Below are 19,378 nucleotides of genomic sequence, written 5' to 3'. Positions count from 1 at the left end.
CCAGCTTCCGCCCCCCGCGAGCGAGGGGTCCCCGCCCAGTAGCGCCTGTCGAGTCGGTGAGATGACCGAATTCCATTCCGGTTTCGTGTGTTTGGTCGGCAGGCCGAACACGGGCAAGTCGACGCTGACCAACGCGCTTGTCGGCACGAAGGTGGCGATCACCTCGACACGCCCGCAAACCACCCGGCACACCATTCGCGGCATCGTGCACCGGGAGAACTTCCAGATCATCCTGGTGGACACGCCGGGTCTGCACCGGCCGCGCACGCTGCTGGGCAAGCGGCTCAACGACCTGGTGCGCGACACCTACGCCGAGGTCGACATCATCGGCTTGTGCATCCCGGCCGATGAGGCGATCGGCCCTGGGGACAGGTGGATCGTCGACCAAATCCGTTCGACCGCACCGAGGACGACGTTGGTCGCCATCGTCACCAAGATCGACAAGGTGCCCAAAGAGCGGGTGGCCGCTCAGCTGGTCGCGGTCAGTGAACTGGTCGGCGACTCGGCCGAGATCGTCCCCGTGTCGGCCGCCACCGGGGCGCAGGTCGACGTGCTGATCGACGTGCTGGCCGCGGCGCTGCCCGCCGGCCCGGCGTACTACCCCGACGGCGAGCTCACCGACGAACCCGAGGAAGTCCTGATGGCGGAGCTCATCCGCGAGGCCGCCCTGGAGGGCGTTCGCGACGAGCTGCCGCATTCGCTGGCGGTCGTCATCGACGAGGTCAGCCCCCGGGCGGACCGCGACGACCTGATCGACGTGCACGCGCTGCTCTACGTCGAGCGCGACAGCCAGAAGGGGATCATCATCGGCAAGGGTGGCACCCGGCTGCGCCAGGTCGGTACCGCGGCGCGCGGCCAGATCGAGAAGTTGCTGGGCACCAAGGTCTACCTCGACCTGCGCGTGAAGGTGGCCAAAAACTGGCAGAGCGACCCCAAACAGCTTGGTCGGCTTGGCTTCTGAAGTCGTATTTTCCCGCGGAGTTTGATGGCATCGGCTACGGGTAGCCGTCGCGTATGACCCAAGCACAATTAGCGTTAGTGACCGGCGCGTCCAGTGGTATTGGGCTCGAACTGGCCAAGCAGTTCGCCCAACACGGTTATGACCTGGTCGTGGCCGCCGAAGACGACGCCATCAGTGACGTCCCGGACAAACTGTCCCGGTGGAGTTCCATGGTGCAGCCGGTGCAGGTGGACCTGCGCACCCCCGAGGGGGTGGAGCACTTGTACCAGAGCGCAATTGAAGGCGACCGCGTGTTGGCCGCCGCCGCGCTGAACGCGGGCATCGGACGCGGCGAGATGTTCCTCAAGAGCGAGCTCGCCGACGACCTGAGCATCGTCGATCTCAACGTGCGCTCGACGGTCCACCTGGCCAAGCTGGTCCTGCGCGACATGGCAAATCGCGAAGCGGGCAAGGTCCTGTTCACGTCGTCCATCGCGTCGCAGATGCCGGGCTCCTATCAGCCGGTGTACAACGCGTCGAAGTCGTTCGTGCAATCGTTCGCCGAGGCGCTCCAGGACGAATTGCGTGACACCGCAATCACGGTGACAGCGCTGATGCCCGGGCCGACGGACACCAATTTCTTCGCACGCGCCAAGATGGTGGAGTCCCTGATGGGCAAGGGGCCGAAGGACGACCCCGCCAAGGTCGCGCGGCAAGGGTTCGAGGCGTTGATGCGCGGCGATCAGAAGGTCGTCGCCGGCTCGGTCCTCGTCAAGGCGATGGGAGCGGCCAACCACCTGCTGCCCGACAGCGTCAAAGCCGTTGGCAACCGGGTGATGTCGCGGCCGCGCTGACTCAATTTCGTTTGACGGCCGCGACGGCCGCGCCCGGATTCGCCGCTAGGCGAGCACGCGGATGGTCTGCAGCGACGGATCCGCCGCATCGGGGACGTTCATGCCGGCCCGCACACCGGAGCACAGGTAATCCAGCACGGCGTCGTTGAGCCGCTCGCCGGGCACCACGGCGGGAATCCCCGGCGGATACGGCGTGCACTGCTCGGCGGCAACGCGGCCCGCGGCCTCAGCGGTCGGAACCTGCTCGACGCGTCCGAAGAATGCGTCGCGCGGCGGGCAGACCGTTTCCAGCTGCAGCTGCTCGGGCGACGGCAGGTCGATGGGCGGCGGCGGGTCGAAGTCGTCGGCGGCCTTGCGCCACGCCGCAAGCGCCTCGGTGAGGCGGCTCGCTGTTTCCTTGTCGTCGGCCATCGACAGCGTCGCCAGAATGCGGCGATGATCGCTCATCCCCGTGTCGATGTGGGCGTGCTCGCGTAGCCAGTCATGGGCCTGATAACCGGAGGTGCCCGTAGCGGACACGTCCATCAGCACTTGCATCCGGTCCAGGTCATGGGAGGCCTGCACGCCGAGCAATTCGTCGTCGAGCACCTTCACGTCGGGGATGGATTCGATGTCCTGACGCAGCTGGCACGCGAGATCCATAGCGTTGCCGAGCAATTCGTGGCCGTGCTGCACCATCTGGCGCCGCCACCCGTCCATCGCGGCGTACACCAGGACGTTGGGGCTAGTGGTCATCAGCAGGTCCGCGCACGCCGATAGGCGGTCCTTGTCGATCCGGTCACCCTGCACGTGAAACACCGAACCCTGTTCGAACCCGGCGCCCATCTTGTGGACGCTGACCACGCACACGTCCGCGTCGGCGTCCATCGCCCAGGTCGGCAGATTCTCGTGGAACGGCAGGTGTGCGCCCCAGGCCTCGTCGATGATCAACGGTTTGCCGCGCGCGTGGCAGACCTCGGCGATGCCGGCGATGTCGGCGCACGTGCCGTACGGGCTGGGGCTGACGATGAGCGCGCCGGCGGCGTCGGGGTGCTTGTCCCAGGCCTCTTCCACCTGCCGCGGCGACGGCGGATGCGAGAAATGATGCTCGGCGTCCCAGCTGGGGGTGATCCACCGGGGCTGAACCCCGGAGAATATGAGCCCCGCCACGATCGACTTGTGGCTGTCCCGCCCCACCAACAGGCTGCCGTCGCCGCCGGCCACGGCCATCATCGCCGCCTTGACCGATAGGGAACTGCCACAGGTGGAGAACCAGGCGATGTCGGCGCCCACGGCCTCGGCCATCAGGTCTTCGGCGTGCTTCAGGTATTGGTGGCTGGTCCTGCGGTCGTCCAGCCCGCCGCTGGCCAGTACGTCGTCGGCGAACGGCTCGCGGCCCAGCACCGCCAGCACCCGTTCGTCGGTGCCGCGGCCCTGCCGGTGGCCCGGCGGCGTGAACCCGTACCGGTTCTTCTCGCGGTAATCGACCAGCGCATCTAACAGTGGAGCATCAGATTGGTCCATGGGCGAAGGAGTACCCGCCCTGCCCCCGGCTATGCGACCGCGTCGCCGGCCTCGAGTAACCCGTGTTCGCGGACCGCCGCCATCGACAATGTGCGGTAGCCGAATTCGTCGAAAAGGACGGTGACGCGGTCGCGGTCGCCGCCGATCACCACACCGGGTCCCCATTCCCGGTGCCGGACGGCGGTATCCATGGGCAACGCGGGTTGCTCCATGCCGACGTCCTCGAGCCGTTCCGCGGCGCGGCATCGATCGCAATTTCCGCACGGACCCGCCAACCGCTCCCCGAAGTAGGCGAGCAGGAAAACCCTTCGGCACGAATCGGTTTCGGCATAGCCCCGCATCATCTCGACTCGGCTGAGGTCAACGCGTTCACGGAGGCCGGCCGCCCGCACCGCGTCGGCGACGGCGGCGTCGGGCGGCAGGCGCGTGCGCAGGAAGCCCCTGCGGGTGGAGCGGATCGTGCCGGCCTCCTCGAGCAGGTTGACGGCATTGGTCAACGCGCGCCCGCGGACGTCGAGCCGCCCCCGCAGGTCCTTCATCCGCGTCGGGCGCGATCCGTCCAGCGTGCTGTACACCGCTTCGAGCTGCTGTTCGTCGGGGCGGCCGGCGGAGAAGAAGCGTGCCAGGCCCAGGTCTTCGGCGCGGTAGAACAGGAGCGCCAGCGCGCCGCCGCCGTCGCGGCCGGCCCGCCCGATCTGTTGGTAGTAGCTGTCCAACGAATCCGGCACCGATGCATGCAGGACAAAACGCACGTTCGGTTTGTCGATGCCCATGCCGAACGCCGACGTGGCGACCACGACCTCGTATTCGTCGTCCCGGAACCCGGCGTGCACGGCGTCACGCTCGGCGGCCTTCATGCCGGCGTGGTAGATCGCTGCAGCAATCCCCTTGGCGCGCAATGCTTCCGCGTAGGACTCGGCGTCCTTGCGGGTGGCCACGTACAGCAGGCCCGGGGTCGGCAGTCCCGGAATGGCCTCGAGCACCGCCGACCGCTTCTCGTCGGCGTCGAGGTGGCGCTCGACCACCAACCGCAGATTCGGCCGGTCGAAACCCCCCACGACGACCGCGGGATCGCGCAACGCCAGACGGTCCACGATGTCACGGCGCACCACGACGGAGGCGGTCGCGGTCAGGGCGACGATCGGGATCGACTCGCCGAGCCGGCGGAAAACGTCGGCCAGCCGCCGGTAATCGGGCCGGAAGTCATGGCCCCACGCCGACACGCAGTGCGCCTCATCGACGACGATCATGGAGACCCGCACCGCGGACAGCCGGCCGACCACTTCGTCGTTCGCCAGCTGTTCGGGGGAGATGAAGACGAAATCGGCGTCGCCCCGTTCGACCGAATCCCACGCCCGCCGAAGCTGCGCGGCGCGCAGCGCGGAGTTGATCGCGACGGCCGTTCCGGCGCCGCTGGCTTCCAGCGCGGCGATCTGGTCTTCCTGCAACGCGATTAGGGGCGAGACGACCAACGTCGCCCCGTCGGTCAGCAGCGAGGGCACTTGATAGATCGCCGATTTGCCGGAGCCGGTCGGCAGCACGGCGAGCACGTCGCGCCCGTGCAGCACCGCGCGCATCGCCACGCGCTGGTCGTCGGTAAGGCGTTCCCAGCCGAAGTGCCTGTGCGCGACTGCGTCGAGGTCGACGCCGTCGGATCGTTGCACTGCGGTCAATTACCCGGTGCGGTCCTCGACAAACCCGAAGTCGCTCAAGCGAAGTCAACTTCCGACGACGTGCGGCTCACCGTTTCACCGTCGCGGCGGCGGGGTACCGGCCACCGGCGGCGCGCCCGCTTCGGCGTTCCACCACACCGTCGGCTGTTTGGTCGACCATCCGCAGACGGCCTCCAGCTCGGCGGCCAGCGAGATCAGCATGCCCTCGCTGTTGGCCGGCCCCATCAACTGCACCCCGATCGGTAATCCCTCCGACGTGAACCCGGCCGGCACGTTGATCGACGGCCAGCCCAGCACGTTCCACGGGAAGGTCAGCGGGCACGCGGCGATCATCGCGCGGTCGGTGCCGAAACTGCTCAACCGGTCGAAGGCGCGGGCCAGCGGGGGCGGTTGGGCGGTCGTCGGAGCCAGGACGACGTCGACGATGTCGAAGATCGAACCCACCCGGCGTTGGGCGGCTGCTTCATGGCGGCGCGCGGTGCGCAGGATCGCCTGACCCAGTACGTGGCCCATGCGCAGGTTGGCCAGGGTGCGGGGATCGAGGACCACCCCGTCGCCCAGCCGCTCCTCCCAGTCCCGCAGGCCCGCGGTGGACCGGGCCAGGAAGTCCCACGACAGCCGCAGGCCGTAGTCGGGATTGCCGGGCACGATGGTGTGGCCCAGCAACTCGAGTTGCTTGGCCACCGCCCGCGTCGCGGCCAGGATTTCCGGGTGCAGCTTGGGGCGGAACCCGGTGTAGGGAAACCGGGTCGACAGCGCGATGTTGAGCGGGCCGGGGGCGATACCGACGTAGTCGGACGCGGTGATCGGCGGCGGTTTGTGCCGGTCGCCCTCGACATTGCCCGACGCCGCGTCGAGTACCAACGCCGCGTCGGCTACCGTGCGGGCCAGCACGCCGTTGACCGTGATGCCGTTGAACGCGTCGGGCAGCGGCCAGGTGGAGATCCGGCCGCGCTGCGGCTTGATGCCGACCAGGTGCGTCCAGGCGGCGGGGATGCGGATGCTTCCGGCGCCGTCGGAGCCGAGCGCCGCCGTGACCAGCCCCGCGGCCACCGCCGCCGCGCTGCCGCCCGACGAGCCGCCCGGGGTGTGCCGCCGCGACCAGGGGTTGCGGGTATGCCCGAAGCCGGGACCGCTGGTGAACGGCCACTGGCCGAGCTCGCAGGTGTTGGTCTTGCCGACGATCACCGCGCCGGCGGCCTTGAGGCGGCGAACCACCTCGGCGTCATGGGTGGCGGGCGCGACGTAGCCCTCGGTGCCGTAGGCGGTCGGCACTCCAGCAACGTCGACGTCGTCTTTGACCGCGATCGGGATGCCGAGCAACGGCGCCGTGTCCCCGGCCGCCCGCCGCCGGTCGGCCGCCGCCGCGGCGGCCAGCGCCGACTCGGTGAGCACCACGCGGAAGGCGTTCAACGTCGGCTGGCTGGCGTGGATGGCGTGCAGGGACCGGCGCACCAGTGTGACCGATGTCACCGACCGGTTGGCCAGCTGATAGAGCAGGTCAGTCAGTGTGGGCAGGCGCTGGCCGCCGGATCCGAAAACGGACCCAGGACCTGACTCGGAAGCGCCAATCACGGGGTACGAGACTAACCGGCGCGGATACCAGCATTGTCGCGGCGGGGTGCAAAACTATGGTGATGCGGCTGTATCGAGACCGGGCTGTGGTTTTACGCCAGCACAAGCTCGGCGAAGCCGACCGGATCGTCACCTTGCTCACCCGCGATCACGGCTTGGTTCGCGCGGTGGCGAAGGGTGTTCGCCGCACCCGCAGCAAATTCGGTGCACGGCTGGAGCCGTTCGCGCACATCGACGCGCAGCTGCATCCCGGCCGCAATCTCGACATCGTCACCCAGGTGGTCTCAATCGACGCGTTCGCCACCGACATCGTGAGCGACTACGGCCGCTACACCTGCGGGTGCGCGATGCTGGAAACCGCCGAGCGCCTCGCCGGTGAGGAGCGGGCCCCCGCCCCGGCCCTGCACCGGCTCACGGTGAGCGCGCTGCGCGCGGTGGCCGACGGCCGCCGGTCCCGGGACCTGCTACTGGATGCCTACCTGCTGCGCGCCATGGGCATCGCCGGGTGGGCGCCGGCGCTCACCGAGTGCGCGCGGTGCGCCACACCGGGGCCGCACCGGGCGTTTCATGTCGGCGCCGGGGGCAGCGTCTGCCCGCACTGCCGTCCGGCCGGTTCGACGACACCGCCGCCGGGCGTGCTGGACCTGATGTCCGCACTGCACGACGGTGATTGGGAGTTCGCCGAACAGGCCACGCAATCGCATCGCAGCTACGTCAGCGGGTTGGTGGCCGCGCACCTGCAATGGCACCTGGAGCGGCAGCTCAAAACGTTGCCGTTGGTGGAACGCACGTATCACGTCGACCGCACCATCGCCGAACGACGCGCAGCAGCGCTGATCGAGCAGGATTTGGACTGTGGCTAGCAAGGCCGAGCGGAAGGCGGCGTCCACCGTCTACCCGCAGCTGCCTCCCGCCCCCGACGACTATCCGGTATTCCCCGAAAGGTCGACTTGGCCGGTGGTGTTCCCCGAGCTGCCGCCGGCTCCAGGCGGCGGCCCGAGCCGGCCGCCGCAGCACATCTCGAAAGCTGCGGCGCCCCGGATCCCGGCCGATCGATTGCCCAACCATGTGGCGATCGTGATGGACGGCAACGGCCGCTGGGCCACCCAACGCGGATTGACCAGGACCGACGGCCACAAGGCGGGCGAAGCGGTCGTCATTGACATCGTCTGTGGCGCAATCGAAATCGGAATCAAGTGGCTCAGCCTCTACGCCTTCTCCACCGAGAACTGGAAACGTTCGCCCGAGGAGGTCCGCTTCCTCATGGGCTTCAACCGCGACGTGGTGCGCATGCGCCGCGTGAACCTCAAGGCCATCGGGGTCAAGATCCGCTGGGTGGGCTCGCGTCCGCGCCTGTGGCGCAGCGTGATCAATGAATTGGCGATCGCGGAGGAGATGACGAAGGACAACGACGTCATCACCGTCAACTACTGCGTCAACTACGGAGGGCGCGCCGAAATCGCAGAAGCCACCAAAGAAATCGCACGCTTGGCCGCCGCTGGCCGACTGAACCCGGAGCGCATCACGGAGGCGACGGTGGCGCACCACCTCCAGCGACCCGACATCCCCGACGTCGACCTCTTCCTGCGAAGCTCGGGGGAACAGCGGTCCAGCAATTTCATGTTGTGGCAGGCCGCGTACGCTGAATACATCTTCCAGGACAAACTGTGGCCCGATTACGACCGACGCGACCTGTGGGCGGCCTGCGAGGAATACGCTTCTCGTAACAGAAGATTCGGGAGCGCGTAGTGGGGACCGGAAGCGCGGCGGAGCCGGGCGCAACGGGTCCTCACGGAGAGGATCCGGGGACCGGAAGCGCGGCGGAGCCGGGCGCATCGGGTCCTCACGAGGAGGATCCGATGCCGTCACTGCAGGAACGTCTGGCGTCGGTGCTCGGCGAAGTCCTTCCGGTCGAGGAGGAGAGCGACGGGGCGCTGACCGTGCGCCATGGGGGGACCATCGCCTCACTGCGGGTGGTGAACATCGCCGACGACCTCGACCTGGTGTCGCTGACCCAGGTGGTGGCCTGGGATCTGCCGCTCACCAAGAAGGTCAGCGATCAAGTCGCCACGCAGGCCCGCGAAAGCAACTTCGGCAGTGTCACGCTCGTCGAGAAGATCAACGAGAAGGCCGTGCGGCGCAATTCGGGCAAGGGGACGGCCAAGAGCGCCGACGTGATGCTGCGCTATAACTTTCCCGGCGGCGGCCTGACCGACGACGCCCTGCGCACCTTGGTTCTGCTGGTGCTGGATTCGGGCGCCGGGATGCGTCGCACGTTGGCGGGTTAGTGCCCTAGGACACCGCCGATTCCGCCAGCGCGACGGGTACCGGCCCCCGGGCGTTGCGCCCGAGGCGGTTCTGCAACAGCGTGCGTAGCAGGTCTTGGTCGTGCTGGGCCGGCCGCGTCGAGTCGACGAACCGTTCGACGACCTCGACGAAGCGATCCGGGTCGTCTTTGAACGGCATGTGCCCTGAGTTTTCGAAGACCTCCAGGCGTGATCCGGGCACCGCCTCGTGGGCTATCCGCGCGTGTTCCACCGGGATCACGAAGTCGTCCTCGCCCCAGATCACTTGCACCGGAATGGGTTGCGCGAGATAGCTTCTGTCCAGCATTGTCACGTATTGGCCACGCCGGTCCACCACCGAACGCAAAGTACGCGCGAAGGCCGACAACGCGCGCGGGTCCCGGAAGCCCTCGAGCAGATTCACCACATCGGCGACGTCGTGCCCGAGGTTGGTGGGGCCCAGCACGGTGGCCATGGCCCGGCCGAACAGCCGGATGGCCGGCATCACGCCGGGCATGCGCAGCATGGCCAGGGCCTCGCTGCCCAACGGCATCGCCGCCAATCGCAGGGCCACGCTTACCTCGTGGGCGACACCGCCGCTGCTGACCAGCACGATGCGCTCCACCAGCTGCGGGTACTGATAGGCGAATTGCATTGCGACACCGCCACCGAACGAATGCCCGACCACGGTGACACGGTCGATGTCGAGCGCGGCGAGCAGGTCGCGCATGCCATTCGCGAAGGCCGCCAATGAGTAGTCGGCGCGTGGTTTGTCCGACTCCCCGTGGCCCAGCAGGTCCGGCGAGATGACCGTGAAGCGCCGTGCGAGTTTGGCGTGGACAGGCTCCCATGACGTGGAGTTGTCACCGACGCCGTGGATCAGGAGCAGCGCCGGTCCGGACCCGGCGATCCGAAACGCACGCCGGTAGCCGTGGATGGTCCGGAATTGCAGTGCCGGAGCATCGACGTCGCGCACCGGCCGCAGATGGGGCGAGGGGTGGTTCGCCATGGTGCTCTCACTTCCCTAGAGTTCCTGCTTGTCTCGGCCCGTGGGCCACTCATGGGTAGGAGCACGCGGCGGGCGCGTGTCGGACACTTTTTTCAGAACTTTTTTCGCCGTGCCGCCCGCGGCCGGCTCGGGTCAGCCTAGGAGCCGCACTGTGAACACGTGCCGAAGATCTCGATGGTGTGGCTGACGTCGGAATAGCCGTGCTTGGCGGCGACTTGCGCCGCCCACTCCTCGACTTCGTGGTCGCCGACTTCGATCGTGGAACCACAGCTGCGACAGACCAGATGGTGATGGTGGTGCTCGGAACACCGGCGGTAGACCGACTCACCGGTGTCGGTCCGCAGTGTGTCGACCATTCCCGCCGCCGCCATGGACTGCAGCGTCCGGTAGACGGTGGTCAGACCGATGTTCTCCCCGCGGCGGCGCAGCTCGTCGTGCAACTCCTGCGCCGAGCGGAAGTCGTCGAGCGTCTCCATCAGCGTCGAAATCGCCGCCCGCTGCCGGGTCGACCGGACACTGGCGCCGGTCAAAGCGTGTCCTCGCTCGCGTGCGCGACCGCGTCCACCACGATGTGCGCCAGGTGATGGTCGGCAAGCCGGTACAGCACCTCGCGGCCGGAGCGTTCGCCGGCGACGACGCCGGCAGCCTTGAGAATCTTCAGATGCTGGCTCACCAGTGGCTGCGGCACGCCGAGCGCGTCGACCAGCTCGTGCACGCAGCGGTGGGATTCCCGCAGCTGCAGCACAATGGCGATCCGCACGGGTGCGGCCAGCGCGCGCAGCAGCTCGCCGGCGGCGCCGAGGATTTCCCGCGGCGGCGGCACGGGGTAATCGGCCGGCGCGCCGGACCTGGTTCCGCCGTGCTCGTGGGCTACCGCGCTCACTTCACCGGCGGCGGTCGGCATCGGGGAGGGGGACATCGCCATGGAGAGAGTCATCACCTCGGAAAAGTGCCAGGTTGTGGGGGGATCCGCCGGAAGGCCTCGCGGGCGGCCGACTTCCACTGTCACATGCATGATGACGCATGTCAAAGACCGCGGCGCCGATCGTTACCATGACTAATGCTCTGTGCGCGGCGGGCAATCGCCGCGCGTGCCCGCTCGAACCCGGAAAGGGAGTGCACCACGCCGTGGCGTCCGTCATCGACACCGTAGTCAACCTGGCCAAACGGCGCGGGTTCGTCTTTCCCTCGGGTGAGATTTACGGCGGCACCCGCTCGGCGTGGGACTACGGCCCGCTGGGAGTGGAACTCAAGGAGAACATCAAGCGGCAGTGGTGGCGGTCGGTGGTCACCGGCCGCGACGACGTCGTGGGAATCGATTCGTCGATCATCCTGCCGCGGCAAGTGTGGGTGGCGTCCGGTCACGTCGAGGTCTTCCATGACCCGCTGGTCGAGTGCCTGAACTGCCACCACCGGCATCGTCAGGACCACATGCAGGAGGCGTACGCGGCCAAGAAGGGGATCGACGACCCCGACACGGTGCCGATGACCGAGATCGTTTGCCCGGATTGCGGCACCAAGGGGCAGTGGACGGAGCCGCGCGAGTTCAACATGATGCTCAAGACCCACCTCGGGCCGATCGAGACCGAGGAGGGGCTGCACTATCTGCGGCCGGAGACCGCGCAGGGCATCTTCGTCAACTTCGCCAATGTCGTCACCACGGCCCGCAAGAAGCCGCCCTTCGGTATCGGCCAGATCGGCAAGAGCTTTCGCAACGAGATCACGCCGGGCAACTTCATATTCCGGACGCGCGAATTCGAGCAAATGGAAATGGAGTTCTTCGTGGAGCCTTCTACCGCGAAGGAATGGCACCAATATTGGATCGACACCCGGCTGCAATGGTATGTCGATCTGGGGATCGATCCGGAGAATCTGCGGCTGTTCGAGCACCCCGCCGAGAAGCTTTCGCATTACTCCGACCGCACCGTCGACATCGAGTACAAATTCGGGTTCGCCGGTAACCCGTGGGGTGAGCTGGAAGGCGTCGCCAACCGCACCGATTTCGACTTGTCAACCCATGCAAAGCATTCCGGTGCCGACCTGTCCTACTACGACCAGGTCACCGACAAGCGCTACACCCCGTACGTCATCGAACCGGCGGCCGGCCTGACGCGCTCCTTCATGGCGTTCTTGATCGATGCCTACACCGAGGACCAGGCCCCGAACGCCAAGGGCGTGATGGAGAAGCGCACGCTGCTCCGGCTGGACCCGCGGCTGGCCCCGGTCAAAGCCGCGGTGCTGCCGCTGTCCCGGCACGCCGACTTGAGCCCGAAGGCTCGTGATCTGGCCGCCGAACTGCGCACCTGCTGGAACATCGATTTCGACGACGCGGGCGCGATCGGGCGCCGTTACCGGCGCCAGGACGAGGTGGGGACGCCGTTCTGCGTGACGGTGGATTTCGATTCCCTCGAAGACAACGCCGTCACGGTGCGACGGCGCGACGACATGACGCAGGAGCGGGTCCCGATGAACGCCGTGGCCGACTACTTGGCCCCCCGGCTCAAGGGCTGCTAACCGGCGTCGGCGCCACGGCTGTTCGCACTCTCAGGACAACTGTCCGGTTGGTCGGCGCGCTCGCCACGCCGGGTATTAAACGTTTGATAAAAAGCCGCTTCTGGGTAGCTCATTGGCCTAGGCTCATAAAGGAATGTTGCTCACGTGTCTAGTCGGCATGGGTGGGTGTCGGGTTCGTATGCGTGTAGTGGGTGCCGTTGACTCGGTCGGTGGGTTGGGGATGTTGTGATTCCAGCGTTTCTTTTCTTCCCCCCCGAGATCAACTCTGCGCTGATGTATGGCGGCGCTGGGCCCGGCCCATTGTTGACGGCGGCCGCGGCCTGGGAGGCGCTGGCGGCGGACTTGGCGTCCGCGGCGGCGTCGTTTGAGTCGGTAGTGACGGGAGTGGCCTCCGGTCCCTGGACCGGTCCGTCGTCGGCGGCGATGCTGGCGGCGTCGACGCCGTATCTGCAGTGGCTCATCTCGGCGGCGGGGCAAGCGGAGATGGCGGCCGCGCAGGCGACCGCGGCGGCGGCGGCGTACGAGGCGGCGTTCATGGCGACGGTGCCCACCCCGGAGGTGCTGGCGAACCGCATCCGGTTGCTCACGCTGATCGCGACGAACTTCTTCGGCCAGAACACCCCGGCGATCGCGATGACCGAGATCGAGTACATGGAGATGTGGGCCCAGGACGTGGCCGCGATGGTGGGCTATCACATCGGGGCGCAGACGGTGGCGGCGACGCTGCCGGCGTTCAGCGTCCCGCCGGCGGGCCTCGGCGGATTGGCGGGCCTGGTCACGGCGCCCCTGAGCTTTGCGACCCAGGCTTTCGGGGCCTTCGGCACCGCATTCGTGTCGGAATTGCAGTCGGTGCTGGGGGCGTTTTTCCCCGGCCTGTCGTCGGTGACGTCGTTGCTGTCGTCGATGCCGGTGACGACGATGACCGCGCTCGCGCCGATCGGAATGTACCCGGCGAGCGCGCTGATGTCCCCGATGATGGTGCTGGCCCACAGCGCGGGACCGGTCGCGCCCGCGGCGGCCGGCGTCACCACGGTGGCCGCGGAAGTCCCGCAGGCCGCCGTGGGCGGCGTCCAAGGGCTGCAGTCGGCCGGCGGGCTGGGCGTTGCGACCGCCGGGTTGGGCACCGCGCGGTTCGTCGGGTCGATCACCGTCCCGCCGACCTGGGAGGGGTCGATGCCGGTGCCGGCGGTCTTGACCAGTCTTGCCGTGCCGGCCCTGGGCGCCCAATTCCCGACGCCGATCGCCACCGGGGGAGCGTCTTCCGCGCCGTCCGCGGCCGCAGGTTCTACGCCGGCCGTGGCCATGGCGGTGGACGATCGGGGCGCCGACGACAACAAGACCGACAAGAGGGGGCGCCGCGGCGGCGAGAACCCGCACGTGGTGCAGTCGCGGCCCAAGGTGGTGCCACGGACGAAGGGCGGCTAGGGCTGTGGCCGCCCAGCGTTCGGGCAGCTAAGGCTAGCGTCGCTAGCGGCGCGTCGGCTGTGTCTGTCAACGTTCCGCGGCAATTTGCGGGGGCGACGTGGTCGTCGATTGCGCCCCGTGGCAATTGGTTGGATTTCACCAGCGCCGCGTTTATCGCGTCGAGCCACCCCGCGCGGCTTCGGTCCGTACCCGGGCGTACGCTGCGCACAAGCAAATCCACATTTTTCCGGCATTTGCCTCAGGTTTGGCTTACGATGTGCCTGCTTGGTGTTATTGGGTTCGGCCACAGCGTCCGACAATCGGCTGTGGAAGGGGGCAACATGCTTTTGCCTCTTGGTCCGCCGCTACCAGATGACTCGGTTTCGGCGGTTCGGGGTGAGTCGGGGATGCTCGGTGGCCTGTCGGTTCCGCTCAAGTGGGGCGTGGCCGTGCCGCCGGATGACTACGACCACTGGGCACCGAAGCCTGATGTGAGCGTCGACGCCGTTGACACGGTGGCCGACGTCCCGGCACCGGCGGTGGTCGCGGAAGCCAACCAGTGGAACGACTGGCAGCGGTGGCAAGACGGGACCGAACCGCACTTCGAAATCCCACGCCCCGGTGGTGTGGTACCGCATTCACCGGCGGCCGGCTGACCCGCTGGCCGCACCCGACGGCTCAGAATCGGCCGCCGCCACCGAGGAAGCCGCCCCCGGACGAACCGCCCGACGACCCGCCGAATGACGTCGGACTCCAGCCGCCGAACCCTCCCCGCATGCCTCCACTGAGCACGTTGCCGATGATGATTCCGCCCAGCATCGCGCCCATGTCGCCGCCGCCGCGGGCGAAGGCGCGCTGAGCCGATTGCACGTCGGCATTGGCCAACGCCTGTGCCTGGGCCGCCAGCGTCGACGCCGCGTTGGCATGGGAGATCGCTTCGGTCGGGTTGGCCGCCCGCTTGTCCCGTGCGGCTTGCAGGTGCCGCTGACCTTCGGCGAGCCGCGTCCGGGCCTCCGGGCCGATGCTGCCGCGGCGGGTGTCGATGTAGTCGGAGACCGCGCGCACCCGCGACTCGGCGGTGAACAACGCCTGCTCCAGCGACCGGTTGAGTTGCTCCGCGGCGGCGTGCTCCCGGGCGAGGGTGACCAGCAGCCCGTTGAGGTCGGCGTCCGCCTTGGCCAACTGGGCGAACGCGCCCAGCGGGTCGGTGGATGCTCCGGCGCGCGCGACGTCGACGGCCCGGGCCGCCGCGTCGCGCGCCGCGATCAGGTCGCCGGTGCGCGCGGGCGTGGTGGACTTCGATTGTTGCAGGAGCTCGTTGGCGCGCCTGATGTCCGACTGGATGTCGGTCATCGTCGACGGCAGCCGATCGATGGCGTGCTGGATGTCGGTGGCCGCGTTGTCCACCGAGTCGAGCAGAGCCCGGGCCTGCCCGAGCGCGGACTCGGCGGCACGGACGGCGTCCACCAAACCGGCCTGCCGGCCGCTGACGGCTTCGGCGGCCAGATCCCGGGCGGTGCTGATGTTGCGGTCGGCGAATGCGAGCCGCTCCTTGGCCGCCGTGACGTTGCCCGACACCGAAGTCAGTGCGGCTGCGTCGAATTGGCCATGCAACTCGGCCAGCCGCTGTGCTGAAGGGGCGATGCGAGTGGTGAGCTCAACGTATTGCTGGGTGAGGGCGTCGAGCCGCGACGACGCGTTGATCACCAGATCGCGCAGGTTTTCGAACGCCTCGGCCTGCGACTCCAATTCGCGGTCGGCGCGCGCCGCCGACACGACCACCCGGGTGAGCAACTCGCGCCGCTGCGCGGGCGTCTCGGGCGTGCTGTCGTCGAGCTGTTGGCGAACCGTGAATGCTTGGGACAGAGCGGCTTTCGCGTTGTCCAGCGCTTTGGTGAACGGCTGCGTCCGGTCGGCACCGAACTCGGCGATCGCCAAGTCGAGTTCATTGGAGCTGGTTCGAACGGCGTTGTCGACGTCCACCACCAGCGCGCGGGACAGGTCGTCGAGGGCTTGCAGCGGCACGGCGGCCAGCGCATCGACGTCGGTGGGGTCGACCCGCCGGGCCGCCGCCAATTCGGCCGCGCGCCGCCGTCGTCGGCGGTATCGCATGACCAACAGCAAGGCCGCCAGGGCGACGAGAATTGCGGCCAGCGTGATCAGCAGGACCACCCGCCCCGACGAGCCCGGGGACACGTTGAGCCCGTTGGCCGCCGCGACCGCGGCGCCGCTCCAGTCGCCGTTGTGCAGCGCGGGTTCGATCCTGTTGTGCCGCAAGTCATCGACCTGGCGGGCGGTGACCCCCTTGACGGTCGATGGCACCAGGAACGCGTATGCCCGGCCGGTGGTGGCGACGGCCAGCAGGGCGTCGTAGTCGCCCAGATCGCTGGAACGCATCGTGTCACGTGCCCAGTTCACCGCGCTCTGGCCGGAGAAGTCGTCGACGTAGACCACCCACAGCCGGATGTGGCGATCCGCGTAGAGCCTGTCCACCGCCGACGTCACCGCGGCGCGCCCGGAGTCCGACAGGACGCCCGCGTTGTCGGTGACGTAACCCGCCAACCGGAAGGGCGGTTGCGCGTCGGCCGCGGGGGCGACAAGCAGCCCGCCGCCCAGACAGATCGCCAGGATCGTCGCGATCGCCCCAAGCAGGCGAGCAGTGCGCATGACGCCAATTTAGCCCCGCGACAATGCGGCCGAAGAGCGGCGCATGGGAGCGGTCCGTTGCCCGGCATTCCCTGGCAGACTGTGCGTCGGTGACCACGAATCGGCAAGACCCATACGACGACTTCGACCGTCAACGGCGGGTAAGCGAAGCGCCGAAGACTGCGGGGTTGCCGGGGACCGAAGGCCAGCACCGCACCGACTTCGCGCGGGACCGTGCCCGGGTGCTGCATAGCGCCGCACTGCGGCGGCTGGCCGACAAGACCCAGGTGGTCGGGCCGCGTGAAGGTGACACCCCGCGCACGCGGTTGACGCACTCGCTGGAGGTCGCCCAGATCGGAAGGGGGATGGCGGTCGGCCTGGGCTGCGACCTCGACCTGGTCGAGCTGGCCGGCCTCGCCCACGACATCGGCCATCCGCCCTACGGGCACAACGGCGAGCGAGCCCTCGATGAGGTCGCCGCCGACTACGGCGGTTTCGAGGGGAATGCCCAAAACTTTCGCATCCTGACCAGCCTCGAACCGAAAGTGCTTGACGAGCAAGGCAATAGCGCGGGGCTGAACCTGACCCGCGCGTCCCTCGACGCGGTCACCAAGTACCCGTGGTTCCGTCATGGGCAGAAACGCAAGTTCGGGTTCTACGACGAGGACCGCGAGCCGGCGGACTGGGTGCGCGCCCGCGCCCCGGAGGGCCGGATGTGCCTGGAAGCGCAGGTGATGGACTGGGCCGACGACATCGCGTATTCGGTGCACGACGTCGAGGACGGCGTCGTCTCCCAGCGCATCGACCTGCGCGTGCTGGCCGACGACGACGAGGCGGCCGCGCTCGCGAAACTGGGCGAGAGCGAATTCTTCCGCGTCAGCGCCGACGACTTCATGGCCGCCGCGGCGCGGCTCTCGGGACTGCCGGTGGTCGCCGCCGTCGGCAAGTACGACGCCACCCTGGCCGCATCGGTCGCGCTCAAGCGGCTCACCAGTGAATTGGTCGGCAGATTCGCCTCGGCGGCCATCGCCACCACGCGCGCCGCGGCCGGTCCCGGGCCGCTGGTGCGCTACCGGGCCGACTTGCTGGTGCCCGACCTGGTGCGCGCCGAGGTCGCCCTGCTGAAAATCCTGGCGCTGCAGTTCATCATGTCCGATCCGCGGCATCTGGAAAACCAGGCCTTGCAACGTGAACGGATCCACCGGGTCGCGCAGTGGCTGTATGCCGGGGCCCCTCAGACACTCGACCCGGTCTTCGCGGCGGCGTTCACCACCGCGGCCGACGACCGGGCCCGGCTCCGGGTCATCGTCGACCAGATCGCCTCGTACACCGAGGGTCGGCTGGAACGCATCGACGCGCGCCAGGCCACCGGTTAGCCGCGGGCCATCCCTCAGCCGCGCCGTCGCTACCGCGGACTAGGCTGCCCGGCATGACCAAAATCAGCGGTATCGCCACCCTCGCGGTGGGGCTTCCCGTCGTCGCCATGACCGCCTGCAGCTCACCCCAACATGCGAGCACCCAGCCCGGCACCACACCTCCGGTCAAGAGCGCCCCGCCGGCGTCGTCGGGCGAGACGACGACCCCGGCGCCCAACGGCGAATCGCTCAACGCGCAACTGAAGACGCCGGACGGGCGCTCCGTCGCCACGGCGACGTTCGACTTCACCGGCGGGTACGTCACCGTCACGGTCAAGACGGTGGCCGGCGGCATCCTGTCGCCGGGCTTCCACGGCCTGCACGTCCACGAGATCGGCAAGTGCGAGCCCAACTCCGTCGCCCCGACCGGTGGCCCGCCCGGGAACTTCCTGTCCGCGGGCGGCCACTACAACGCGCCCGGGCACACCGGCAAGCCGGAAAGCGGCGACCTGACGGCGCTCGAGGTGCGTTCGGACGGCTCGGCCTACCTGGTCACCACCACCGATGCGTTCAACCGGGACGTCCTGGTCGGCGGCCAGGGCAAAGCCTTGATGCTGCACGGCGCCGAAAACACCGACAACGCCATGGAACGGGTGGCGTGCGGCGTCATCGGAACCGGATAGCCGGCCGGCTTGGCGCTCTAGACTGAGCCGATGTCCAGCCCGGCAGGTTCGTGGGGTCACCACCCGCGCGTGGGGGACGATGACGCCCGGCCGAGGGGCCGGGGCCGGATCCCCGATCGGGACATCGCCGCCATCCGCGAGCGGGTGCGCATCGACGAAGTCGTCGGCGACTACGTCCAATTGCGGCGCGCGGGTGCCGATTCCCTCAAGGGGCTGTGCCCGTTTCACGACGAGAAGTCGCCGTCGTTCCACGTCCGCCCCAACCACGGACACTTCCACTGCTTCGGCTGCGGCGAAGGCGGCGACGTCTACGCGTTCATCCAGAAGATCGAACACGTCAGCTTCGTCGAGGCGGTCGAGCTGCTCGCCGACCGCATCGGCCACACGATCAGCTACACCGGGCCGGCGACCAGCGTGCAGCGCGATCGCGGCAGCCGCAGCCGACTCGTCGCGGCCAACGCGGCCGCGGCGGAGTTCTACGCCGCCGCGCTGGAATCCGACGAGGCCGCGCCGGCCCGCCAGTACCTGACGGAGCGGAATTTCGACGCCGACGCGGCCCACCGCTTCGGCTGTGGGTTCGCGCCGTCGGGATGGGACTCGCTGACAAAACATCTGGTGCGCAAGGGTTTCGAGTTCAAGGAGCTGGAAGCGGCCGGCCTCTCGCGGCAGGGCCGTCGCGGCCCGATCGACCGCTTTCACCGGCGGTTGCTGTGGCCCATTCGCACCGCGGCAGGCGAGGTGATCGGGTTCGGTGCCCGCCGGTTGTTCGACGACGATCCGATGGAAGCCAAGTACATCAACACGCCCGAGACGCTGCTGTACAAGAAATCGTCGGTGATGTTCGGCATCGATCTGGCCAAGCGCGACATCGCCAAGGGCCATCAGGCGGTCGTGGTCGAGGGCTACACCGATGTGATGGCCATGCATCTGGCCGGGG

18 protein-coding genes are annotated in these 19,378 nt (G+C 68.4%); 11 read left to right on the top strand and 7 right to left on the bottom strand.

Annotation, left to right across the window (positions count from 1 at the left end):
* Window positions 1-61: 61 nt before the first annotated feature.
* Both era and A5681_RS15495 read left to right on the top strand, forming a co-directional pair.
* Window positions 62-961 carry a GTPase Era gene (era, locus tag A5681_RS15500; RefSeq protein ID WP_067276355.1) on the top strand — a complete coding sequence of 300 codons (900 nt, stop codon included), beginning with the start codon at window positions 62-64 and terminating at the stop codon, window positions 959-961.
* Between the two features lie 53 nt (window positions 962-1,014).
* Window positions 1,015-1,794, top strand: coding sequence for an SDR family NAD(P)-dependent oxidoreductase (locus A5681_RS15495; protein WP_067276353.1), 780 nt, complete (start codon window positions 1,015-1,017; stop codon window positions 1,792-1,794).
* 45 nt (window positions 1,795-1,839) lie between these two features.
* On the opposite strand, the gene A5681_RS15490 is transcribed toward A5681_RS15495, so the two are convergent.
* From A5681_RS15490 to A5681_RS15480, 3 genes are all read right to left on the bottom strand, one after another.
* The gene (locus A5681_RS15490; protein ID WP_067276352.1) at window positions 1,840-3,297 is read right to left on the bottom strand and encodes an aminotransferase class I/II-fold pyridoxal phosphate-dependent enzyme; all 1,458 of its coding nucleotides are present in this window, start codon (window positions 3,295-3,297) and stop codon (window positions 1,840-1,842) included.
* Between the two features lie 29 nt (window positions 3,298-3,326).
* Window positions 3,327-4,961, bottom strand: a complete 1,635-nt coding sequence (locus tag A5681_RS15485; RefSeq protein ID WP_067276350.1) for a RecQ family ATP-dependent DNA helicase — start codon at window positions 4,959-4,961, stop codon at window positions 3,327-3,329.
* Between the two features lie 84 nt (window positions 4,962-5,045).
* A complete protein-coding gene (locus tag A5681_RS15480) occupies window positions 5,046-6,545 on the bottom strand; it encodes an amidase (protein WP_067276348.1) in 1,500 nt (499 codons plus the stop codon).
* A gap of 62 nt (window positions 6,546-6,607) precedes the next feature.
* On the opposite strand from A5681_RS15480, the gene recO reads away from it, so the two are divergent.
* The 3 genes from recO to A5681_RS15465 all read left to right on the top strand — a co-directional run bounded on the left by recO (window position 6,608) and on the right by A5681_RS15465 (window position 8,833).
* Complete coding sequence (recO, locus tag A5681_RS15475; protein ID WP_067276402.1) at window positions 6,608-7,408, top strand: DNA repair protein RecO; 801 nt, start codon at window positions 6,608-6,610, stop codon at window positions 7,406-7,408.
* Complete coding sequence (locus tag A5681_RS15470; protein WP_067276342.1) at window positions 7,401-8,294, top strand: decaprenyl diphosphate synthase; 894 nt, start codon at window positions 7,401-7,403, stop codon at window positions 8,292-8,294. Before recO ends, A5681_RS15470 begins: the two co-directional genes overlap by 8 nt.
* A 110-nt stretch (window positions 8,295-8,404) precedes the next feature.
* On the top strand, window positions 8,405-8,833 hold the full coding sequence (locus A5681_RS15465; protein WP_067276340.1) for a hypothetical protein: 429 nt from the start codon (window positions 8,405-8,407) through the stop codon (window positions 8,831-8,833).
* A 4-nt stretch (window positions 8,834-8,837) separates the two neighbouring features.
* Here A5681_RS15465 and A5681_RS15460 read toward each other — a convergent pair whose 3' ends face one another.
* The 3 genes from A5681_RS15460 to A5681_RS15450 all read right to left on the bottom strand — a co-directional run bounded on the left by A5681_RS15460 (window position 8,838) and on the right by A5681_RS15450 (window position 10,764).
* The gene (locus tag A5681_RS15460; protein WP_067276339.1) at window positions 8,838-9,839 is read right to left on the bottom strand and encodes an alpha/beta fold hydrolase; all 1,002 of its coding nucleotides are present in this window, start codon (window positions 9,837-9,839) and stop codon (window positions 8,838-8,840) included.
* A 137-nt stretch (window positions 9,840-9,976) separates the two neighbouring features.
* Entirely contained in the window at window positions 9,977-10,369 is a 393-nt protein-coding gene (locus A5681_RS15455) for a Fur family transcriptional regulator (protein ID WP_067276337.1), read from the bottom strand.
* A complete protein-coding gene (locus A5681_RS15450; RefSeq protein ID WP_156737999.1) occupies window positions 10,366-10,764 on the bottom strand; it encodes an ArsR/SmtB family transcription factor in 399 nt (132 codons plus the stop codon). The genes A5681_RS15455 and A5681_RS15450 overlap by 4 nt, the downstream gene beginning before the upstream one ends.
* Window positions 10,765-10,955: 191 nt before the next feature.
* Here A5681_RS15450 and A5681_RS15445 point away from each other — a divergent pair, with 191 nt between their 5' ends.
* The 3 genes from A5681_RS15445 to A5681_RS15435 all read left to right on the top strand — a co-directional run bounded on the left by A5681_RS15445 (window position 10,956) and on the right by A5681_RS15435 (window position 14,413).
* Window positions 10,956-12,353, top strand: a complete 1,398-nt coding sequence (locus A5681_RS15445) for a glycine--tRNA ligase (protein ID WP_082968372.1) — start codon at window positions 10,956-10,958, stop codon at window positions 12,351-12,353.
* 225 nt (window positions 12,354-12,578) lie between these two features.
* Window positions 12,579-13,778, top strand: coding sequence for a PPE family protein (locus A5681_RS15440; protein ID WP_067276332.1), 1,200 nt, complete (start codon window positions 12,579-12,581; stop codon window positions 13,776-13,778).
* Window positions 13,779-14,164: 386 nt separating this feature from the next.
* A complete protein-coding gene (locus A5681_RS15435) occupies window positions 14,165-14,413 on the top strand; it encodes a hypothetical protein (RefSeq protein WP_067276330.1) in 249 nt (82 codons plus the stop codon).
* Window positions 14,414-14,435: 22 nt separating this feature from the next.
* On the opposite strand, the gene A5681_RS15430 is transcribed toward A5681_RS15435, so the two are convergent.
* Window positions 14,436-16,424 carry a TPM domain-containing protein gene (locus tag A5681_RS15430; protein ID WP_067276326.1) on the bottom strand — a complete coding sequence of 663 codons (1,989 nt, stop codon included), beginning with the start codon at window positions 16,422-16,424 and terminating at the stop codon, window positions 14,436-14,438.
* Between the two features lie 89 nt (window positions 16,425-16,513).
* Between A5681_RS15430 and A5681_RS15425 the strand changes: the two genes are divergently transcribed.
* The 3 genes from A5681_RS15425 to A5681_RS15415 all read left to right on the top strand — a co-directional run.
* A complete protein-coding gene (locus A5681_RS15425) occupies window positions 16,514-17,779 on the top strand; it encodes a deoxyguanosinetriphosphate triphosphohydrolase (RefSeq protein WP_067276324.1) in 1,266 nt (421 codons plus the stop codon).
* Window positions 17,780-17,832: 53 nt separating this feature from the next.
* Entirely contained in the window at window positions 17,833-18,441 is a 609-nt protein-coding gene (gene sodC, locus A5681_RS15420) for a superoxide dismutase[Cu-Zn] (RefSeq protein WP_067276320.1), read from the top strand.
* Between the two features lie 30 nt (window positions 18,442-18,471).
* A partial coding sequence (locus tag A5681_RS15415) for a DNA primase (RefSeq protein ID WP_082968373.1) occupies window positions 18,472-19,378 on the top strand: 907 nt, incomplete at its 3' end.

Source organism: Mycobacterium scrofulaceum (assembly GCF_001667885.1).
GTDB classification, from domain to species: Bacteria; Actinomycetota; Actinomycetes; order Mycobacteriales; family Mycobacteriaceae; genus Mycobacterium; species Mycobacterium scrofulaceum_C.
The sequence above is the reverse complement of the archived record's forward strand: the minus strand, read 5'-3'. Positions and strand labels throughout refer to the sequence as shown.

Excerpts from the sequence above, each read along its gene's own strand:
- sodC (WP_067276320.1), top strand. The coding sequence starts at position 17,833 with ATGACCAAAATCAGCGGTATCGCCACCCTCGCGGTGGGGCTTCCCGTC.
- era (WP_067276355.1), top strand. The coding sequence starts at position 62 with ATGACCGAATTCCATTCCGGTTTCGTGTGTTTGGTCGGCAGGCCGAAC.
- A5681_RS15435 (WP_067276330.1), top strand. The coding sequence starts at position 14,165 with ATGCTCGGTGGCCTGTCGGTTCCGCTCAAGTGGGGCGTGGCCGTGCCG.
- recO (WP_067276402.1), top strand. The coding sequence starts at position 6,608 with ATGCGGCTGTATCGAGACCGGGCTGTGGTTTTACGCCAGCACAAGCTC.
- A5681_RS15430 (WP_067276326.1), bottom strand. The coding sequence starts at position 16,424 with ATGCGCACTGCTCGCCTGCTTGGGGCGATCGCGACGATCCTGGCGATC.
- A5681_RS15465 (WP_067276340.1), top strand. The coding sequence starts at position 8,405 with ATGCCGTCACTGCAGGAACGTCTGGCGTCGGTGCTCGGCGAAGTCCTT.
- A5681_RS15490 (WP_067276352.1), bottom strand. The coding sequence starts at position 3,297 with ATGGACCAATCTGATGCTCCACTGTTAGATGCGCTGGTCGATTACCGC.
- A5681_RS15495 (WP_067276353.1), top strand. The coding sequence starts at position 1,015 with ATGACCCAAGCACAATTAGCGTTAGTGACCGGCGCGTCCAGTGGTATT.
- A5681_RS15450 (WP_156737999.1), bottom strand. The coding sequence starts at position 10,764 with ATGGCGATGTCCCCCTCCCCGATGCCGACCGCCGCCGGTGAAGTGAGC.
- A5681_RS15460 (WP_067276339.1), bottom strand. The coding sequence starts at position 9,839 with ATGGCGAACCACCCCTCGCCCCATCTGCGGCCGGTGCGCGACGTCGAT.